We start from the raw sequence: 17,527 nt of genomic DNA on the forward strand, positions 1-17,527 counted from the left end.
ATATTCTGGACCCATAGACGTTTTTCAGGCGCCGCTTCACATTCAGAACCATCGCGCCCACCAGGGCGGTGGAGGACGAGAGGCCACTCGCATCATCGGATCGGCGTCGGCTGTGAAGTGTTTGACGTCGATGATGCCGTCACCGATGGTCTCGGCGACCGCCAGCAGTGCACCGATCACGTTCAATCACCGCAGCCATCAACAGTGCCGCGCGGGGCGTCAAAGCCCGCGTGGGAGCGTCGGGGAATCCGTTGGTGTAGTCGAAGACAAGCGCCAAAACGATGACGGGAACGACGAGCACCAGGGCTAGGTTCAGCATCACGCTTCCTTAAGCGCCGATCAGCACGCGCGAACTTCTCGAAGGAGTCGATGGCGGCCTCGAGCGCGCAGGTGACCTCCTTGAGCTTGATCAGCTCGATGGGGACCTTTTTCTCGTTCTCGAACAGAATGGATGCACTTGCGGTAGACGCGGTCGCCCGCGTTCTCCAGGCGGGTCGATTCATCCAGTACTCTCGCGCAGGTTGGAGGGGTGCGCAGGTTGGGAATACCTCCGTCGTGACATCCGCGCATGGGAGACGTGTCATCGGCGGGGACGCGGAAACCTTGTAGAGGTAGAAGAACTCACCGGCCTCGTCGATCAGGTCCACGCAGAGCGCCTGTCGTCGTGGTCCAGCGGGGGGTGACGAACGGTGGAATTCATGCCGTCCGAACACGGCGTGAATCGCGTCGCTGCGTGGTCTTTGCCGAAGGGTGTCGACGACGCCTCGCGCTCGTGCATGTCCGCCAGAAACCCAGTTTCGACAGCGCAGCTGCTGCGGAGCTCGAGGTGAGTTCCCACCTGGGCAAAGGTGGCCGTTGGTGGGCGTTGGGCGCAATCGCACCGGAATCCTTATCGCGGCATTGGTTTAACCAGCGATAGCCAAACCGGGAACGGTCGGTCTGTGCTCTCAGTACAAAACCGCAGCCTGGCGAGCGTGCTAAGGGAGCCCGAGCCTGCCACGAGGCGCAAGCGCGAGCGGCGAGCGGCGCATTTGGCTCTAAGAGTGAGGACCTTGAATACTCGTTCTGGCCGGAGGGGGAGGGGGCATTTGAGATTCGCCCATATTGGTGTGACCCTGCTCTTCCGGGCTGCGGAACTAGAAACCGCCGGAACCGCGCCGGTTCGGGCGCATTTCCAGCGGCAGGAGCTATGGGGGATGCCTGCTGGAAGGCGCCTGTCGGCGCGTATGCCGCTCGAAGCGGCTCTAGTTGGAGCCGAGGTTTCAGTGCCGATGAAACCTGTAACCCTAGCGCTCGCGGATTCGTGCGATTGGCTCGCAACGACCGGTCGGGCTGGGTCGCCCCTATGGGACGATTGCAGGCGTGACCTCCCAATGAGACCCTCCCAGACCGGGGATCGGGCACCACCGCCCGCGGCCAGAGCGGCACCGCCGGTACGCCCCACTGCCCCCCTTGGTGGGCCCCAGGTGGACGACGTTGCCCCCGCCCTCCCCCTCGCTGCGGCAGGCGGCGGCGGCGCTGGCAGGCGGAGGGGGGCGGCGGAGGCGTCGTCGGACACCAAGGAAAGTCAGGGGGCAACGGCTGGAGCGGCCGCGACTACGGGCGGCAAACTCTAGCCGTCTTCTAGCCAGCGACGCCACCAGCCTCGAAGCGAACTTCGGCACGCGCCCGGGGGTGACCATCGCGCTGGTTTCGGCCGCGATCGCGCTGGCCTTCGCCTATATCTCCGACGCGCCTGCCGCAGGCCGAACGGAATAGGGACCTGACCTTCGCGCTGCTGGCATCGCTGGCCTACGGCTGGCCCTCGCTCATCGGCATCCCCAGCCGGCGCGGCGGCCCACTGGTCATCGCGTTCTCCGGGCTTTCGGCCATCATCCTGCTGCAGCTCACCGGCAGTCCTACGCGTGGAGCGCGGTGGTGATGGGCTTCGCGCTCATCGCGGCGTTCATCCACCAGATGGCGCGCGAGGGTGGCCCGGCCCGGCCTGGTGAGTCGGTGGCGGGGATCGTCACCGGCGCGCTCATCGCGCTGGCGGGCACCGGCCGGCCAGGCCGTTGCAACGACGTTGGCGGCCATGCTGCCCTTCGTTGGGGATCGCGGTGGCCAGGCCGGCCGCCGCCAGGCTGATCCCGCCCACCCCAACGAAGGGCAGCATGGCCGCCGACGTCGTCAACGCTAGCCAGCCGGTGCCCGCCAGCGCGATGAGCGCACCGGTGACGATCCCCGCCACCGACTCCACCAGGCCGGGCCGGCCACCCTCGCGCGCCATCTGGTGGATGAACGCCGCGATGAGCGCGAAGCCCATCACCACCACGCTCCACGCGTAGTTGCCGGTGAGCTGCAGCAGGATGATGGCCGAAAGCCCGGAGAACGCGATGACCAGTGGGCCGCCGCGCCGGCTGGGGATGCCGATGAGCGAGGGCCAGCCGTAGGCCAGCGATGCCAGCAGCGCGAAGGTCGGGTAGGCCTCCATTCGCTGCGGCAGGCGCGTGGAGATATAGGCGAAGGCCAGCGCGATCGCGGCCGAAACCAGCGCGATGGTCACCCCCGGGCGCGTGCCGAAGTTCGCTTCGAGGCTGGTGGCGTCGCTGGCTAGACGGCTGACGTTTGCCGCCCGTAGTCGCGGCCGCTCCACCGTCACGTGCACGCCCCCCTGACTTTCCTTGGTGTCCGACGACGCCTCCGCCGCCCCTCCGCCTGCCAGCGCCGCCCCGCCGCCTGCCGCAGCGAGGGGGAGGGCGGGGGCAACGTCGTCCACCTGGGGCCCACCAAGGGGGGCGGTGGGCGTACCGGCGGTGCCGCTCTGGCCGCGGGCGGTGGTGCGATCTGCCGGGTCTAGGGAGGCTGATTGGGAGGTCACGCCTGCAATCGTCCCATAGGGGGCAACCCAGCCCAACCATCGGTGCGAGCTGAATCACACAATCCGCGAGCGCGGCTTGGGTGATGGGTTACACTTGGGGTGACGTCGGGCCGCGAAAGCCCCGGGCTCCAACTAGAGCCGCTTCGAGCGGCATACGCGCCGACAGGCGCCTTCCGGCCCGGCGTCCCCATAGCTCCCTCCGCTGGAAATGCGCCCCGAACCGGCGCGGTTCCGGCGGTTTTCTCATTCCGGCCACCCGGAGGGGTCCCGGCGCGGGTGGGCACCCAACGTGGCGAATCTCAATCCCCTCCCCCTCCGGCCAGCAACGTGCCAAAAGTCCCTGGCTTAGAGCCAAATGCGCCGCTCGCCGCTCGCGCTTGCGCCTCCATCGCGGCCGCACGGGACAACCGGGCTCCCTTAGCACGCTCGCCAGGGTGCATACTGAGAGCGCGGACCGACCGTTCCCGGTTTGGCTATCGCTCGTTAACCCGATGCCGCGATAAGGAGACTCCGGTGCGATTGCGCCCAACGCCCACCAACGGCCACCTTTTTGACCTCTACGCCCAGGTGGGAACTCACCTGACTGCCGCAGCAGCTGCGCTGTCGAAACTGATCTCGGCGGACATGCACGAGCGCGAGGCGCTCATGGACGCCCTGCACGAGGCCGAGCACGGCGCGGACGACGCGATTCACGCCGTGTTCGAGCGCATGAATTCCACGTTCGTCACCCCGCTGGACCGCGACGACCTGGCCGACCTGGCCACCACGCTGGACGACTGCGTGGACCTGATCGACGAGGCCGGTGAGTTCTTCTACCTCTACAAGGTTTCCCGCGTCCCCGCCGAGCTGGTGGAGCAGGTCTCCCTGGTGGAGAAGTGCGCGGAGATCACGACGGAGGTGCTGCCCAACCTGCGCACCCCCTCCAACCTGCGCGAGTACTGGATGGAGATCAACCGCCTGGAGAACGCGGGCGACCGCGTCTACCGCAAGTGCGTCGGCAACCTGTTCGAGAACGAGAAGGACCCCATCGAGCTGATCAAGCTCAAGGAGGTCACCTGCGCGCTCGAGGCCGCCATCGACTCCTTCGAGAAGTTCGCGCACGTGGTGGAGACGATCGCACTTAAGGAAGCGTGATGCTGAACCTAGCCCTGGTGCTGGTCGTTACCGTCATCGTTTTGGCGCTTGTCTTCGACTACACCAACGGATTCCACGACGCCGCGAACGCTATCGCCACCTCGGTTTCCACGCGGGCTTTGACGCCCCGCGCGGCACTGTTGATGGCTGCGGTCATGAACGTGATCGGTGCGCTGCTGGGCACGGAGGTCGCCAAGACCATCGGTGACGGCATCATCGACGTCAAACACTTCACAGCCGACGCCGATCCGATGATGCAAGTGCACGGTTTGGCGATCATCCTGGCCGCCCTGGTGGGCGCGATCGTGTGGAACATGATCACCTGGTGGTACGGCCTGCCGTCCTCCTCCTCCCACGCCCTGATCGGTGGCCTGGTCGGTGCTGGTCTGGCTAGCGCCACGCAGGTGCACTGGAATGGCATCTTCTGGAAGGTCGTTGTGCCGATGGTGGCCTCGCCGCTGATCGGTTTCCTGCTGGCCTACTTCGTGATGGTGCTGGTGCTGTGGCTGGTGCGCAACCTGCCCTACCACAAGACCAACAAGCGCTTCCGGGTGCTGCAGACCATCTCTGCGGCCGCCATGGCGCTGGGCCACGGCCTGCAGGACGCGCAGAAGACCATGGGTGTCATCGTGATGGCCCTGATCGCGGGCGGCTACGGCCACCACCACCAGGTGTTCGACGCCTCCGGTGAGATCGTGGTGCCGCTGTGGGTGAAGATCGCTGCTGCGCTGGCGATCTCCGCCGGTACCTACGCGGGTGGCTGGCGCATCATGCGCACGCTGGGCCGCAAGGTGATCGAGCTGGACCCGGCCCGCGGCTTCGTGGCCGAGGGCGTGGCCTCCGGTGTTCTCTACACCGCCGCCTACGTGTTCCACGCCCCCGTCTCCACCACCCACACGATCACCGCCGGCATCATGGGCGTGGGCGCCACGCGCCGCCTGTCCGCCGTGCGTTGGGGTGTGGCCGGAAACATCGCGATGGCCTGGGTGCTGACTATCCCGGCCTCCGCTGCGGTGGCCGCCGGTCTCTACTGGATCCTGGCCAACACGCTCGCGGTCTGACTGGGCCGCTCCCAAATGCCTGGGGTATGCCGGTAGCTGATGTGGTTGGTCCCCGCAGGTTTCACCTGCGGGGACCAACTGCTCTCTGCGGCAAAACCCGGGCTCTTCCGCGCCACCCTTGGGCTCTCGCACCCGCGCCACACACCGCCGCTCCGGGCCCCGCTTCCCTCGGTACCCGCGCTCCGCACCGCCCCGGGCGGCGTGGGACCTGCGCAACCGGTTGTGGGCTTCTGCGACCCTTCGAGGGCTTAGCGCTCCGGTTGTAGGGTTACGCGACCAGTTGAGGGGCTACCCGCCCGGGTAACCCCTCAAGAGGTCCACCAACCCCTCAACTGGTGCACCAACCGCGCAATAGGAGCACTAAGCCCTCAACGGGTTGCGCACGCAGCCCCCGCCGCACGGATCAGCCGAAGCGACCCGAGATGTAGTCCTCGGTGGCCTTGTTGGAGGGGTTGGAGAACATGACGTCGGTGGGCCCCACCTCCACCAGCTGCCCCGGCTTGCCCGTGGCCTCCAGGTTGAAGAACCCGGTGGTGCCGGAGACGCGCGCGGCCTGCTGCATGTTGTGGGTGACGATCACTATCGTGTAGTTCTCCTTCAGCTCGTGGATCAGGTCCTCGATCGCGAGAGTGGAGATCGGATCCAGCGCGGAGCAGGGCTCATCCATCAGCAGCACCTCGGGCTTGACCGCGATGGCGCGCGCGATACACAGGCGCTGCTGCTGCCCGCCGGACAGCGAGGAGCCGGGCCGGTCCAGGCGGTCCTTGACCTCGTTCCACAGGTTGGCCCCGCGCAGGGAGGTTTCCACCAGCTCCTCTGCCTCGGACTTGCGCATGCGGCGATTGTTGAGCTTGGCGCCGGCCAGCACGTTGTCCGCGATGGACATGGTGGGGAAGGGGTTGGGCCGCTGGAAGACCATCCCGATGGTGCGGCGCACCTGCACGGCATCCACTGACGGGTCGTAGAGGTTGATTCCGTCCACGATCACCTCGCCCTCCACGCGCGCGCCGGGGATGACCTCGTGCATCCGGTTCAGGGTGCGCAGGAAGGTGGATTTGCCGCAGCCGGACGGGCCAATCAGGGCGGTGACGTGGCGTGGCTCGATGGAGATGTTGACGTCCTTCACGGCCAGGAAGTTGCCGTAGTAGATGTTCTCGCCTCGAACGTCGATTCGCTTGGACATTGTTACTTCGCCTTTCGGGACGATGCGGGGTGGGGGGAACGTGGGGGTTGGGGCACTGGCCTGCACGCGCGCGCGGCCGCACACCGACCTGACGCTGGGGCCGACGCCCCGCCGGCCGCCCCGAGAAACAGCGCTCCGTGCAGCAGCGCGGCGTGCGAATTGGCCGACGCCCCGCCGGCCGCCCCGAGCAACAGCGCGGTTCGCGAGGCGGCCGGGGCGGCGACGTCGGCCACCGGAAGCGGCCTCATCACCGGGCGCCCTTGGGTGAGAAGGCGCGGGAAATCAGGCGTGCCACGAGGTTTAGCAGCATGACGATGATGATCAGGGTGAGGGCGCCACCCCAGGCGAGGGCGAGGTCGTCGGCCTGGCCCTTGTTGTAGCGGTCGTAGACGAAGACGGGCAGGGTGGCCATGGCACCGTCGAAGGGGTTGAGGTTGTAGGCGGTGGCGAGTTTGACGGTCAGCAGCAGGGGCGCGGTCTCGCCGATCACACGGGCCACGGCGATCATGACGCCGGTGGTGATGCCGGCAACTGCGGTGCGCAGCACGACCTTGATGATGGTGAGCCACTTGGGCACGCCGAGGGCGTAGGCGGCCTCGCGCAGGTCGTTTGGCACTAGGCGCAGCATTTCCTCCACGGAGCGGATCACCACCGGGGTCATCAGCAGGGAGAGGGCGATGGCGCCGATGGCGGCGGACTGGTAGCGCGGCCCGAACAGCAGCGAGATCAGGGTGAAGGCGAACAGGCCGGCCACGATGGAGGGGATGCCCGTCATGACGTCGGTGAGGAAGGTGACGGTGCGGGCCACCCAGCCGCGCCCGTACTCGACCAGGTAGACGGCGGTGAGGATGCCGAGCGGCACGGAGATGGCGGAGGCCAGCAGGGTGACCCACAGGGTGCCCAGGATGGCGTGGCCGACGCCGGGGGCTTCGCCGCCGCGCACGCCCTTCATGTCCTCGGTGAAGAAGTCCCAGGACAGGGCCTTGATGCCGTCGGCGGCCACGGTCCATACCAGGGAGACCAGGGGGATCATCACGGCGATGAACGCGAAGACCACGAGGGTGGTGACGAGCGTGTTGGTGCCCCACCGGCGGCCCTCGACGATCCAGGAGGCGCCGGTCATGACCACCAGGTAGAGCAGCCCGGTCAGGGCGAGCGCGGCGAGCGGGTTGAGCCCGCCGGCGGCGAGCGCCCCGAGCCCGACTGTGGCGGCGCTGGCACCGGCCACCGCCGCCCAGGTCCACTTGGGCAGGCGCCTAGGCTTCATGGTCGATTCGGTCAGCACGGCGGCGCTCATGCGTTTGCTCCAGAGAACTCGGCGCGGCGCGCGATGATCCAGCGGGCCAGCATGTTGACGGCGAAGGTGAGGACGAACAAGACCAGGCCGGAGGCGAACAGGACGGAGCGGGACAAGCCGAATGCCTCGCGGAACTGGGCGGCGATGTTCGCGGCGATGGTCTGGTGCTGCCCGGCCTGGAGGATGTTGAGGTTGATGAAGGCGCCCGGGGAGAGGATCATCAGCACGGCCATGGTTTCACCCAGTGCGCGCCCGAGTCCGAGCATGGAGGCGGAGATCATGCCGGAACGCCCGAAGGGCAGCACGGTCTGGCGGATCATCTCGAAGCGGGTGGCGCCGAGCGCCAGGGAGGCTTCCTCTTGGAGGCGCGGGGTTTGCAGGAAGACTTCTCGCATGGTGGCGGTGATGATGGGCAGGATCATGACCGCCAGCACCAGCCCGCCGGTGAGGATGTTCTTGCCGGGGGCGGAGTAGCCCGCAAACAGGGGGATGAATCCCAGGTTGTCGGTGAGCCACTGGTAGACGGGTTCCATGAGCGGGCGCAGCCACAGGAAGCCCCACAGGCCGTAGATGACGGAGGGGATGGCGGCCAGCAGGTCCACCAGGTAGCCGAGCGCCTGCGCTAGGCGGCGCGGGGCGTAGTGGGAGATGAACAGGGCCACGCCGGTGGAGAGCGGCACGGCGATGAGCAGGGCGAGGGCGGCGGCCAGGAGGGTGCCGAAGACGAGCGGGGCCACGTAGGCCCAGAAGCTCTTGCCGCGCATGAACCCGACCTCTGCCAGGGCCTGCCGGTCTGCGGTCAGCGCGTCCCAGGAGCTCCACAGCAGGAAGCCGGCCACTGCCGCCAGCACGATCATGATGACGATGCCGGCGGAGTATGAGATTCCCGCGAACAGTTGGTTTCCGACGCGCCCTGGGGCCTTCTTGCCCAGTTGGCTGGCGACGTTTGGCGCCTGTTCGGCTGCCATGCGTTCTCCTTGCTGTTTGCTGCGTTGTGGTCTGGTGGTGTCCGACGCTGCCGGGGTGCTGCCCCGCTCAGCGCGGCCTTTGTGCGCCCTTACCGGTGCGGTTTCGCCGGTTTCCTCGCGGCGGACCGGGCCGGTGCGGGGCCGGGGCTAGTCGGTGACTATCTGGGCGATGGCTGCATCGACCTTGGCGCGCAGGACGGGCGAGATGGGGGCGGCGCCGGCCACGGTCGGGTCTGCGGCGATCTGTTGGCCTTCCTCGGAGGCGATGAAGGCGAGGTATGCCTTGACGGTGGCGGCCACGTCCGGGTCTTCGTACCGGGAGCAGGCGATGAGGTATGAGACCAGGACGATCGGGTAGGTGCCCGGCACGTCGGTGCGCAGGTCGTAGACCAGGCGCAGGTCGGTGGCGTCGTCGGCCAGTTCGGAGGCGTCGATGGTCGCTGCGGCGGCCTGCGCGGTGAAGGGGGTGAAGTGGCCGTCGGCCCCGACCGCGACGGTGCCGAGTTCGGGGGTGACGCGGGAGGCGTCGGCGTACCCGATGGCTCCGCTCGCGGCGGCCACGGTGGCGACCATGCCGGAGGTGCCGTCGCCGGACTGGCCGCCCTCGATGGGCCAGGTCTCCTCCGCCTTGTGGGGCCACTGGGTGGGCGCCACCTTGGCCAGGTATGCCTGGAAGTTCTTGGTGGTGCCGGACTCGTCGGAGCGGTGCACGGGCACGATCTTCAGCTTCGGCAGGGCGGCACCGGGGTTGAGGGCGGCGATGCGGGCGTCGTCCCAGCTGGTGATGGTGCCGTTGAAGACGTCGGCGATCACGTCCGGGGACATGTTGATGTGATTGTCTGCCGCGAAGCCGGGCACGTTGTAGAACACCGCGATCGGGGAGATGTAGAGGGGCAGCTCGAGCGCCTCCGTGCCCAGGCAGCGCGCCCTGGCCCGGTCCAGTTCGCTGGGCTTGAGGGGGGCGTCGGAGCCGGTGAAGTCCACGGCGCCGGCCATGAACTGTTGGCGGCCGCCGCCGGAGCCGACCGGGTTGTAGGTGATGATGACGTGGTCGTTTGCCACCATGAACGTGTCGAACCAGGCCTCTTGGGCCTTGCCCTGGGAGGAGGCTCCCGCGCCGGAGATGTCTGCGTGCAGACTGCCGTCGGCGGGGCGGGTGGAGGCTCCGCAGGCGGCCAGGCCCAGCGTCAACGCGCTGAGGGCTGCCGCTGCGGCCAGGCGACGGTTGAGGGTCACGTTAGCTTCCATCCTGTCGGGTAGCGGCCAGGCTCTGTTGTTGCCTGGCCTGCTCCCCAAGCTAGGGCCGCTATCTGACCGGTGCGCTCCTTGCCGGTTAACGGAGGGTTAACGGCTTTAGGCGCTCCTCACATCTGGGCTAGCGCTTGACCTTGCCGGCGCGCAGGTACTCGGCGGCAACCACCACGGCGCCGCGCTTGCGGCGCACCATGTGCAGCACCAGGCATTCGCCGGGGCGCAGGTAGGGGTCTTCCAGGCGCAGGGAGCGGCGCACCCGCCCGGGCGCCTTGTCCAGCACCTCGTCGAGGACGGTGGGCAGCACCGGGCGGTGGGTGCACAGGGCGAAGGGCTCGTCGCGGCGCAGGATCTGGGCCCTGACAAGGCGCGCCACGGGGGCGCTACGTTCCTTATGGGCGGCCTCGGTGAGTTCCGCGCGAAAGTCGATGGGGATGCCGGTGGTCTTGGCGTAGGGGGCCAGGGTGGCCGCGCACCGCTCCCACGGGGAGGAGATCAGGTTGCGGATCCCGAAGGCGGAGAGCAGGGGCACCAGCGCCCGGGTCTGCTCGCGGCCCGCCTTGGTCAGCGGGCGGTCGTGCTCGGTGCCGGGCTTCCAGGCGTGCCGTTTGACGGCGCGGGCGTGGCGGGCGATCACCAGGGTCCAGGTGTCCAGGCGGTCGTCGGCGTAGAGGTCGGCCACCTCGTCCAGGCGGTCCCGGTCGTGGGGGTAGGTCAGGCGGGCCTTGGCTTCCTTCACGGTGAGCCACTCGACCTTGTCGATCTCGCTCTTGGGGGCGCGCAGCGGCACGGTGCGGCCGTTGAGGGCGGGGTGGTCCTCCCCCACCTCGCGGGCCACCCAGTAGGTGGACTGCTTCCAGCGCCCGTCGCCCAGCTGGTAGCGCACGGGCTCCAGGCGCTGCCCCAGCTGGACCAGCAGGCCGGTCTCCTCGGCCACCTCCCGCACCGCGCACTCGGCTAGTCCCTCGCCGGGTTCCAGCTTGCCCTTGGGCAGGCCCCAGTCGTTCCACTTGGCCCGGTGGACCACCACCACTTCCAGCTTGCCTCGGCGCACGCGCCAGATCACGGCTCCGGCAGCGTGGACGTCGACTGGCTTGGCAGACATGGCGCTCCTTTGGTTAGGGGACGGTCCGGGGAGGCTGTCTTCCGCCCGCCGGGTATGCCCGCCGGCGGGCGGAGTGCCTAGCCTATCGCTTGGCCGCCACCCGCTTGCGGGCGTTTTCCATCAGCAGCACCTGGATGTCGTCCAGTGGCTTGCCCTTGGCGTCGCGGCTGTGGCGCTTCCAGGTGCCGTCGGCCTCCAGGTGCCAGGACGCGGTGGTGTCCGCCGCCTCCCGCTTGACCAGGCCGGCCAGGTACTTGACCTGCCCGGGCTCGGTGATGCGCACCAGCGCCTCGACGCGGCGGTCGAGGTTGCGGTGCATCAGGTCGGCCGAGCCGATCCACACCTCGGTCTCGCCGCCGTTGGCGAAGGCGTAGATGCGCGAGTGCTCCAGGTAGCGCCCCAGGATGGAGCGCACCCGGATGTTCTCACTCAGCCCGGGGATTCCGGCGCGGATGGCGCAGATGCCGCGCACCACCACCTCCACGGGCACTCCGGCCTGGGAGGCGCGGTAGAGGGCGTCGATCACCACCTCGTCCACCACGGAGTTGACCTTGATGCGGATCCAGGCGAGCAGGCCGGCCTTCTTGTTGGCGATCTCCCGGTCGATGCGCTCCACCAGGCCGGGGCGCACCGATAGCGGCGCCACCAGGAGCCGGTGGAACTTGGCCCTGGGGGCGTAGCCGGAGAGCTGGTTGAACAGGCGCGTGAGGTCCTGCGCCACGTCCGTGTCGCAGGTGAGCAGGCCCAGGTCCTCGTAGCCGCGCGCGGTCTTGGGGTGGTAGTTGCCGGTGCCCACGTGGCAGTAGCGGCGCAGCACCTCGCCCTCGTGGCGCACCACCAGGGAGAGCTTGCAGTGCGTCTTGAGGCCCACCATGCCGTAGACCACGTGCACCCCGGCCCGCTCGAGCTTGCGGGCCCAGGAGATGTTGGCCTCCTCGTCGAAGCGGGCCTTGATCTCCACGATGGCCACCACCTGCTTGCCGGCGCGGGCCGCCTCGATCAGGGCGTCCACGATCGGCGAGTCACCGGAGGTGCGGTAGAGCGTCTGCTTGATCGCCAGCACCTTGGGGTCGGCGGCCGCGGTGGCGATGAAGTGCTGCACCGAGGTGGCGAAGGAGTCGTAGGGGTGGTGCAGCAGCACGTCGCGCTCCCGGATGGCGGCGAACACGTCCCCCGGCCGGGCGGACTCCACCGGGGCGATCCCCTTCGGGGTGACCGGCACGTAGGGCTGGTACTTCAGGCGCGCGATGTCCAGGTCGTGGATCTGGTTCAGCCCGCGCAGGTCCAGCGGGGCGGGCAGCACAAAGGTGTCCTCGGGGCGGATGCCCAGCCGGGAGACCAGGAAGGAGCGCACGTACGGGCTGATGGTGTCCTCCACCTCCAGGCGCACTGCGGGGCCAAAGCGGCGCCGCATCAGCTCCTTCTCCATGGCGGTGAGCAGGTTCTCCGCGTCGTCCTCCTCCACTTCCACGTCCTCGTTGCGGGTGACGCGGAAGGCGTGGTGCTCCACGATCTCCATGCCCGGGAACAGGTGGTCCAGGTGGGCGGCGATCAGCTGCTCCAGCGGCACGAATGCCACCTGCTCCTCCAGCGGGACCGCGCCGGACTCCCTGACCTCCAGGGCCGCGTCCTCGCCGCGCAGCAGGTGGGCGGGGTCAACCTCCACGAAGCGGGGCAGGGACTGCGGCACCTTCACGCGCGCAAAGTGTTCCTTGCCGGAGCGCGGATTGCGCAGGATCACGGCCAGGTTGAGCGAGAGGCCGGAGATGTAGGGGAAGGGGTGGGACGGGTCCACCGCCAGGGGCGTGAGCACCGGGAACACCTGCTTGCGGAAGTAGAGCTGCAGGCGCTCGTGCTCGGTGGCGTCCAGCTGGTCGATGCTGGTCAGCACGATCCCTTCGCGGGCCAGGGCCGGCTTGATGTCGCTGTGGTAGAGCTCGGCGTGCTCGGCCGTGAGGGCCTGGGCCCGCTCCGTGATGGCGTCCAGTTGTTGGCGCGGGGAGACCCCGTGGGTGGGGGTGGCGATGTTCGTGGCGATCCGACGCTTCAGGCCGGCCACCCGCACCATGTAGAACTCGTCCAGGTTGGAGGAGAAGATGGTGAGGAACCAGGCCCGCTCCAGCAGCGGCAGGTCGTGGTCCGCCGCCTGCTCCAGCACGCGCTTGTTGAACGCCAGCCATGAGAGCTCCCGGTTGGCGAAGCGGTCCGGGAAGTGCTTGGGCTTCTTGTCGCTGGTGGGCAGCTCCGGCTCGGCCCGCTTGGCGGCCTTCTTCTCCGCCTTGGCCTCCTTCTTCTCCTCCTTGTCCGACGTTCCGCCCACCTTCCCCTTCTCCCCGGCCGCACCGCTACTGGCCGCAGCGGAGGGGGCGGCAGGCGGGACGTCGGCCACCACGGCCTGCCCGGCGGGGGCCGGACGCGCGGGGGCCGCTGCCACGGTGACGGGACGCGTGGGGGCCGCTGCCACGGTGACGGGCGAGACGACGCCGCGCGGGAAGAGGTCTCGCGGCGTGGGTCGGTGAATCAGGCCGGACTCGGAGCCGAAGTCCTTGTCCTCGTAGTCCACCACTTCCTCACCCGTGAGGAAGTCCTTGGGATCGGCGGGCTCGATCGTGTAGGGCTGAGCGGGCTGGGGATCCTGAGTGTCCATGTGCTTATCGTTCCAGGCAGAAGTAAAGAGAAGGTGAAGAAGGTGGGCGTGTGGTGGGACAGCCAACCGGGATGAGTTGGCTATCCCACCGCGCCAGCCGGCCTATTCCAGGGACTGGCCCATTCCCGGGGCCGGTCTATTCGAGGGGCCGGCCTATTCCAGGGCGCCGCGAGACTGCAGCTGGGAGGCGCGGGCAAGGTCCTGTGCCAGCGCCGGGATGCTCAGCAGCGGCAGCGGCGGCAGGGCATCCTGGTCCAGGGTGCTGAGCGCCTCGGTGAGGTGGGCGCACGCACGCAGGACGGCCGGGAAGCTGGGGGCGCCGGCGCTGAACAGCGAGGTCAGCTGCACGAAGACGCTGGACGGGTCGATGCCGACGCTGCGAGTGGCCTGGCCGACGCGCTCGGGCGCCGACTGCCACCACTCGTGCAGCAGGTAGAGGCGCCACAGCGTGCCCGGTGTGGTGGAGGCGGGCGACTGCGCCCACAACGCCGCCAGGGCACTCAACCCGGCGTCCCCGGCGTGGTCCAGCAGCTCGCGGGCGTCGTCGGAGATGTCCGTGGGCAGCAGGCAGGCGTTGATCGTGGCGGCGGCGGAGAGCGCGGCGGCCTCGGCAACCAGGGCCGGGTCTTCCTCGCCGCGGATCGCCTCCGCGTCGGCAGGCTCAAGGATCGCGGGGCGGCGGGGCCGCATGGGCTCGGTCATCGTTGGCCTCCTTCTGGTCGGGCAAGGGGCGGGCGGCCGGGCTGGCCGCGCACTCCTCCCCTCAATTGTGACCCCTCCCACGCGAACTCGCAGCCGGTCAGGGAAAAAGGGCGGTTCGCACGCGCCGCTGCCGGGCCCGGGCGGCTTGCTCTCCTCCTCCACCCCCAACACCACCTCCCCCACGGACACCTCCACCAGAGCTTCGACCGCAGCCGGGCCCGGTCGACCGCGCGCCCGGGGCTGGGCCGATGTGCGCAAACGGTCGGGCCTTTGTTGTTCTCGTTGAGCCTTTGTTGCACCGGTTGTAGCTTTCTTGCACCTCTTGTGGCGCTACGACGCCGATTAACGCCTCAACAGGTCGCCCAAAGGCTCAGGCGCTGCAAGAAAGGCTCGAAAGCTGCAACAAAGGCTCAACCGCTCGCGCAATGCCCCGGAGTCGGCAGCCAGCCTCGGCCCTTCGAGCGGTCTTCCCCCGCCCGCGCATATGCCCGACCGGCATCCTCCTCCATGTGCGCCCGCTCGATGGTCTTCCGCCGCCCGCGCATGTGCCTGACCGGCTCCAGCGCTTGCCGTGCGGACCGGTGGCTACTTCGCCGCGCGGCCCAGTACCCACCATGGACGACGTTCCACCGGCCGCCCCGCCCCACCCGCCATTCGTGTGCACGGCCCGATCCGGGGAGCGGACCGGCCGGGGTTGCGCAAACGATTGTGGGGTTAATCGACCTATTGAGCCTTTGGTGCACCTCTGGAGCTTTTGGTGCACCTATTGAGGGGTTACCCGACCGGGTAAGCCTACGACTGGTTCACTAAACCCACGAGAGGTGCACCAACCCTACGAGAGGTGCACTATCCCCTCAATCGTTTGCGCAAGAACCCTTCGGCAGTAGCTCGCAGCCGGGCGCTGGGCAAGGCCGGGTCGGACTCGGCCAGGTCGGACTCGGCCGGGCGCTGGGCAAGGCCGGGTCTGACTCGGCCGGGCGCTGGGCATGGTCGGGGCGGGCCCGCTCGGGCCGGGTCGGCATCGGCGGCCCCGGCGGCGATTGCCGCGAACCCGGTTGCGCCCGGCCGGGCATGCCACCTGCGCGCGTAGCCAGGGGCGGACGGAGAGACGAGCGAAGTCCCGGGAATCCTTGGCGAATTCCCGGGACTTCTTCCGGTGCCCCCAGTAGGACTCGAACCTACGACCCACGACTTAAAAGGACGCTGCTCTACCGACTGAGCTATAGGGGCTTGTTGGCTGGTGAAACCAAGGGAACAGTGTAGCCGCAAAGCCGCCCTAGGCCTACGGCCCGCGCACAACCCAACCTGGAGTCGGCTCTCAGCCAGGCAGGTCGCCACCACGTTAAGAGACACACCCGCCACCCGACGCCACCCCCGCCGCCGGCGGTCACACCCAGCGCGTAACAAATGCCCGGCAGGCGCGAACTCGGGGACGAGCACCCCAACCGCGTATTTGATCAGTGGCCGCCCGTCGCCGGCGGCGCCTCCACACAGCGGCCCCCCTGACACTGCAAAGGTTGGACCCGCACTAGGCAGGCACCCGCCCCGGAGCCGGCTCAGCGCACCGCAAAGTCGGTTTAACCCGCACTAGCCAGACTCTCGAAGCCTCACGGGACGTTACCGATGACCAATCCTCAATTGGACCCGCAGTATGCAGACACACGGAACCTCACGGGACGTGATCGCTGACCAATCCTCAATTGGACCCGCGCCGGGCACGCACCCGGCGCGCACTCGGGAGCATCCCCGTCTCCCACCACCGGGGCGTTGGCCGCCGCCTCCCCAAAGCTGGTTAGAGGTTGCTCGCCACCAGGAATACGGCCATTGCGCCGGCCGCCACCGCCACGGCCAGCCAGAAGCCCGGCTTGTAGAAGAAGTCGCCGCTGCGGGCCCCGGCTTCACCGGCGGCGCGCCGTCGCTCCTGGTCCTGTTCCCGCGCGGAGTTCGCGGCGGCGGGATCCGGCAGTAGCTCGGCTCCGCTCGCGGCCGGGATCCCCCAGGCTCCCTGGGCTAGGAGGTCCCCGGTGTCGCTTCCAGGCTGCCCGCCCTCCCCGTCCTTTCGTTCTTCCGGTAGAGAATCGCGCTCTCCCGAGTCGGCGCCCTGAACAGCCGCGCCCTGCACCCCGCCCTGAACAGCCGCGCCCTGCACCCCGCCTTGCCAAGGCGCGCCCCGCTCGGCGACCTCGCCTGGCGCGGGCAGGACGGGCGGCGGGATTTCCACGACGTGCTCGATGCCTTGGGGCTCTACCTGTTCCATTGCTGTGCCTCCTTCGGGTGGTCGGGGGGTCTGCCGCCGCCGGGACGGGCGCCTGCCGGGAACGCACCGCGCTAACCGCGAATGCCCTACCGCAAACCGCAAACGCCGCCGTTAACCGCGAATGCCCCGACTACCCCCAGACGCACCCCGTTACACGCGCGTGGACCGCGCTGCACGCGGGCTCCTCCGGCGGGGCCCTGCCAGACGCGCGGCTGCGCGCGAATCGCGCGAATCCGCCCGCTTCCAGGTCGTGGCTTCGGCGAGAGCAACACTAGCGGCTAGTGCTACGTTGAACCTATGCCGGTTTCGGATCTTTCTAGCAGCTTCCAGAACTACCTGAAGGCCATTTGGTCCCTTCAGGAGTGGAGCGACGATCCCGTGACCACGTCCGCTATCGCGGCGCGCGTGCAGGTGCGCTTGTCGTCGACCTCTGACGCGGTGCGTAAGCTCGCCGCGTTGGGGCTGGTGCGTCACGCCCCCTACGGCGCGATCACGCTTACCCCGCTGGGGCGGCGCTACGCGGTGGAGATGGTGCGCCGGCACCGGCTGCTGGAGTCCTACTTGGTGTGGCAGTTGGGTTACACGTGGGATGAGGTGCACGACGAGGCCGAGGCCCTGGAGCACGCGGTGAGCGACCTGTTCATCGAGCGGATCGACGCCGCGCTGGGTCACCCGGTGCGCGACCCGCACGGCGATCCCATCCCCTCCGCCGACGGCACCCTGCCCTCGCTGGAGGCGGTCTCGCTGAGCGAGGTCGAGTTTGGGACGCCGGTGCGCGTGGAGCGCATTTCGGACGACGACGCCGCCGCCCTGCGCCATTTGAGCACCAACGGGATTGGCGTTGGGACCGTGGTGACGGCCTCCGACGGCCCGCCCTTCTCCGGCACCGCCATCCTGGCGACGGAGGGACGCGAGCCGCTCCCCCTGGGCAAGCCGTTGCTGGAGTCGATCTTCGTCTCTCCGCTCGGATAGGGAGCTGGTATCTGAGCGTGGCCGGGGCCGCAGCTGGGGCTGCGGCTGCAGGCTCGCGTGCTCTCGGTGTACCTCGGGGGCGGGCCGCTG

The 17,527-nt window shown here is 68.7% G+C and carries 14 protein-coding genes and 1 tRNA gene; 3 read left to right on the forward strand and 12 right to left on the reverse strand.

Annotated features, from left to right (window positions below):
• Window positions 1-42: 42 nt before the first annotated feature.
• The 3 genes from AC4PWQ_RS02070 to AC4PWQ_RS02080 all read right to left on the reverse strand — a co-directional run bounded on the left by AC4PWQ_RS02070 (window position 43) and on the right by AC4PWQ_RS02080 (window position 2,860).
• Window positions 43-186, reverse strand: a complete 144-nt coding sequence (locus tag AC4PWQ_RS02070; RefSeq protein ID WP_492089638.1) for a hypothetical protein — start codon at window positions 184-186, stop codon at window positions 43-45.
• A complete protein-coding gene (locus AC4PWQ_RS02075) occupies window positions 183-647 on the reverse strand; it encodes a hypothetical protein (protein WP_492089639.1) in 465 nt (154 codons plus the stop codon). The genes AC4PWQ_RS02070 and AC4PWQ_RS02075 overlap by 4 nt, the downstream gene beginning before the upstream one ends.
• 1,373 nt (window positions 648-2,020) lie before the next feature.
• Complete coding sequence (locus tag AC4PWQ_RS02080) at window positions 2,021-2,860, reverse strand: hypothetical protein (RefSeq protein ID WP_492089640.1); 840 nt, start codon at window positions 2,858-2,860, stop codon at window positions 2,021-2,023.
• 513 nt (window positions 2,861-3,373) lie between these two features.
• On the opposite strand from AC4PWQ_RS02080, the gene AC4PWQ_RS02085 reads away from it, so the two are divergent.
• Together AC4PWQ_RS02085 and AC4PWQ_RS02090 are read left to right on the forward strand one after the other, a co-directional pair.
• The gene (locus tag AC4PWQ_RS02085; protein ID WP_371151464.1) at window positions 3,374-3,994 is read left to right on the forward strand and encodes a DUF47 domain-containing protein; all 621 of its coding nucleotides are present in this window, start codon (window positions 3,374-3,376) and stop codon (window positions 3,992-3,994) included.
• Window positions 3,995-3,996: 2 nt separating this feature from the next.
• On the forward strand, window positions 3,997-5,055 hold the full coding sequence (locus AC4PWQ_RS02090) for an inorganic phosphate transporter (protein ID WP_371153002.1): 1,059 nt from the start codon (window positions 3,997-3,999) through the stop codon (window positions 5,053-5,055).
• Between the two features lie 403 nt (window positions 5,056-5,458).
• On the opposite strand, the gene pstB is transcribed toward AC4PWQ_RS02090, so the two are convergent.
• The 9 genes from pstB to AC4PWQ_RS02135 form a co-directional block, all read right to left on the reverse strand.
• Window positions 5,459-6,238 (reverse strand): phosphate ABC transporter ATP-binding protein PstB, encoded by a 780-nt coding sequence (gene pstB / locus AC4PWQ_RS02095; protein WP_371151463.1) that lies wholly within the window; start codon window positions 6,236-6,238, stop codon window positions 5,459-5,461.
• A gap of 247 nt (window positions 6,239-6,485) precedes the next feature.
• Window positions 6,486-7,535, reverse strand: a complete 1,050-nt coding sequence (pstA, locus tag AC4PWQ_RS02100; RefSeq protein ID WP_371174552.1) for a phosphate ABC transporter permease PstA — start codon at window positions 7,533-7,535, stop codon at window positions 6,486-6,488.
• Window positions 7,532-8,503, reverse strand: coding sequence for a phosphate ABC transporter permease subunit PstC (pstC, locus tag AC4PWQ_RS02105; RefSeq protein ID WP_371151461.1), 972 nt, complete (start codon window positions 8,501-8,503; stop codon window positions 7,532-7,534). The genes pstA and pstC overlap by 4 nt, the downstream gene beginning before the upstream one ends.
• 147 nt (window positions 8,504-8,650) lie before the next feature.
• Window positions 8,651-9,739 carry a phosphate ABC transporter substrate-binding protein PstS gene (gene pstS / locus AC4PWQ_RS02110; protein WP_492089641.1) on the reverse strand — a complete coding sequence of 363 codons (1,089 nt, stop codon included), beginning with the start codon at window positions 9,737-9,739 and terminating at the stop codon, window positions 8,651-8,653.
• Between the two features lie 139 nt (window positions 9,740-9,878).
• Window positions 9,879-10,859 (reverse strand): NUDIX hydrolase, encoded by a 981-nt coding sequence (locus AC4PWQ_RS02115; protein ID WP_492089642.1) that lies wholly within the window; start codon window positions 10,857-10,859, stop codon window positions 9,879-9,881.
• Between the two features lie 82 nt (window positions 10,860-10,941).
• Complete coding sequence (locus tag AC4PWQ_RS02120; protein ID WP_492089643.1) at window positions 10,942-13,506, reverse strand: RNA degradosome polyphosphate kinase; 2,565 nt, start codon at window positions 13,504-13,506, stop codon at window positions 10,942-10,944.
• Between the two features lie 153 nt (window positions 13,507-13,659).
• Entirely contained in the window at window positions 13,660-14,208 is a 549-nt protein-coding gene (locus AC4PWQ_RS02125) for a hypothetical protein (protein ID WP_492089644.1), read from the reverse strand.
• A 1,157-nt stretch (window positions 14,209-15,365) separates the two neighbouring features.
• Window positions 15,366-15,438, reverse strand: a tRNA-Lys gene (locus AC4PWQ_RS02130).
• A gap of 562 nt (window positions 15,439-16,000) precedes the next feature.
• The gene (locus AC4PWQ_RS02135) at window positions 16,001-16,465 is read right to left on the reverse strand and encodes a hypothetical protein (RefSeq protein ID WP_492089645.1); all 465 of its coding nucleotides are present in this window, start codon (window positions 16,463-16,465) and stop codon (window positions 16,001-16,003) included.
• A 297-nt stretch (window positions 16,466-16,762) separates the two neighbouring features.
• Here AC4PWQ_RS02135 and AC4PWQ_RS02140 point away from each other — a divergent pair, with 297 nt between their 5' ends.
• The gene (locus AC4PWQ_RS02140; protein WP_371151455.1) at window positions 16,763-17,437 is read left to right on the forward strand and encodes a metal-dependent transcriptional regulator; all 675 of its coding nucleotides are present in this window, start codon (window positions 16,763-16,765) and stop codon (window positions 17,435-17,437) included.
• Window positions 17,438-17,527: the final 90 nt, after the last annotated feature.

The organism is Buchananella sp. 103232 (assembly GCF_058725725.1).

What these genes read in the sequence shown, in the direction of transcription:
- pstB (WP_371151463.1), bottom strand. Translation starts at nt 6,238, where the DNA reads ATGTCCAAGCGAATCGACGTTCGAGGCGAGAACATCTACTACGGCAAC.
- pstA (WP_371174552.1), bottom strand. Translation starts at nt 7,535, where the DNA reads ATGAGCGCCGCCGTGCTGACCGAATCGACCATGAAGCCTAGGCGCCTG.
- pstC (WP_371151461.1), bottom strand. Translation starts at nt 8,503, where the DNA reads ATGGCAGCCGAACAGGCGCCAAACGTCGCCAGCCAACTGGGCAAGAAG.
- AC4PWQ_RS02115 (WP_492089642.1), bottom strand. Translation starts at nt 10,859, where the DNA reads ATGTCTGCCAAGCCAGTCGACGTCCACGCTGCCGGAGCCGTGATCTGG.
- AC4PWQ_RS02120 (WP_492089643.1), bottom strand. Translation starts at nt 13,506, where the DNA reads ATGGACACTCAGGATCCCCAGCCCGCTCAGCCCTACACGATCGAGCCC.
- AC4PWQ_RS02125 (WP_492089644.1), bottom strand. Translation starts at nt 14,208, where the DNA reads ATGACCGAGCCCATGCGGCCCCGCCGCCCCGCGATCCTTGAGCCTGCC.
- AC4PWQ_RS02135 (WP_492089645.1), bottom strand. Translation starts at nt 16,465, where the DNA reads ATGGAACAGGTAGAGCCCCAAGGCATCGAGCACGTCGTGGAAATCCCG.
- AC4PWQ_RS02140 (WP_371151455.1), top strand. Translation starts at nt 16,763, where the DNA reads ATGCCGGTTTCGGATCTTTCTAGCAGCTTCCAGAACTACCTGAAGGCC.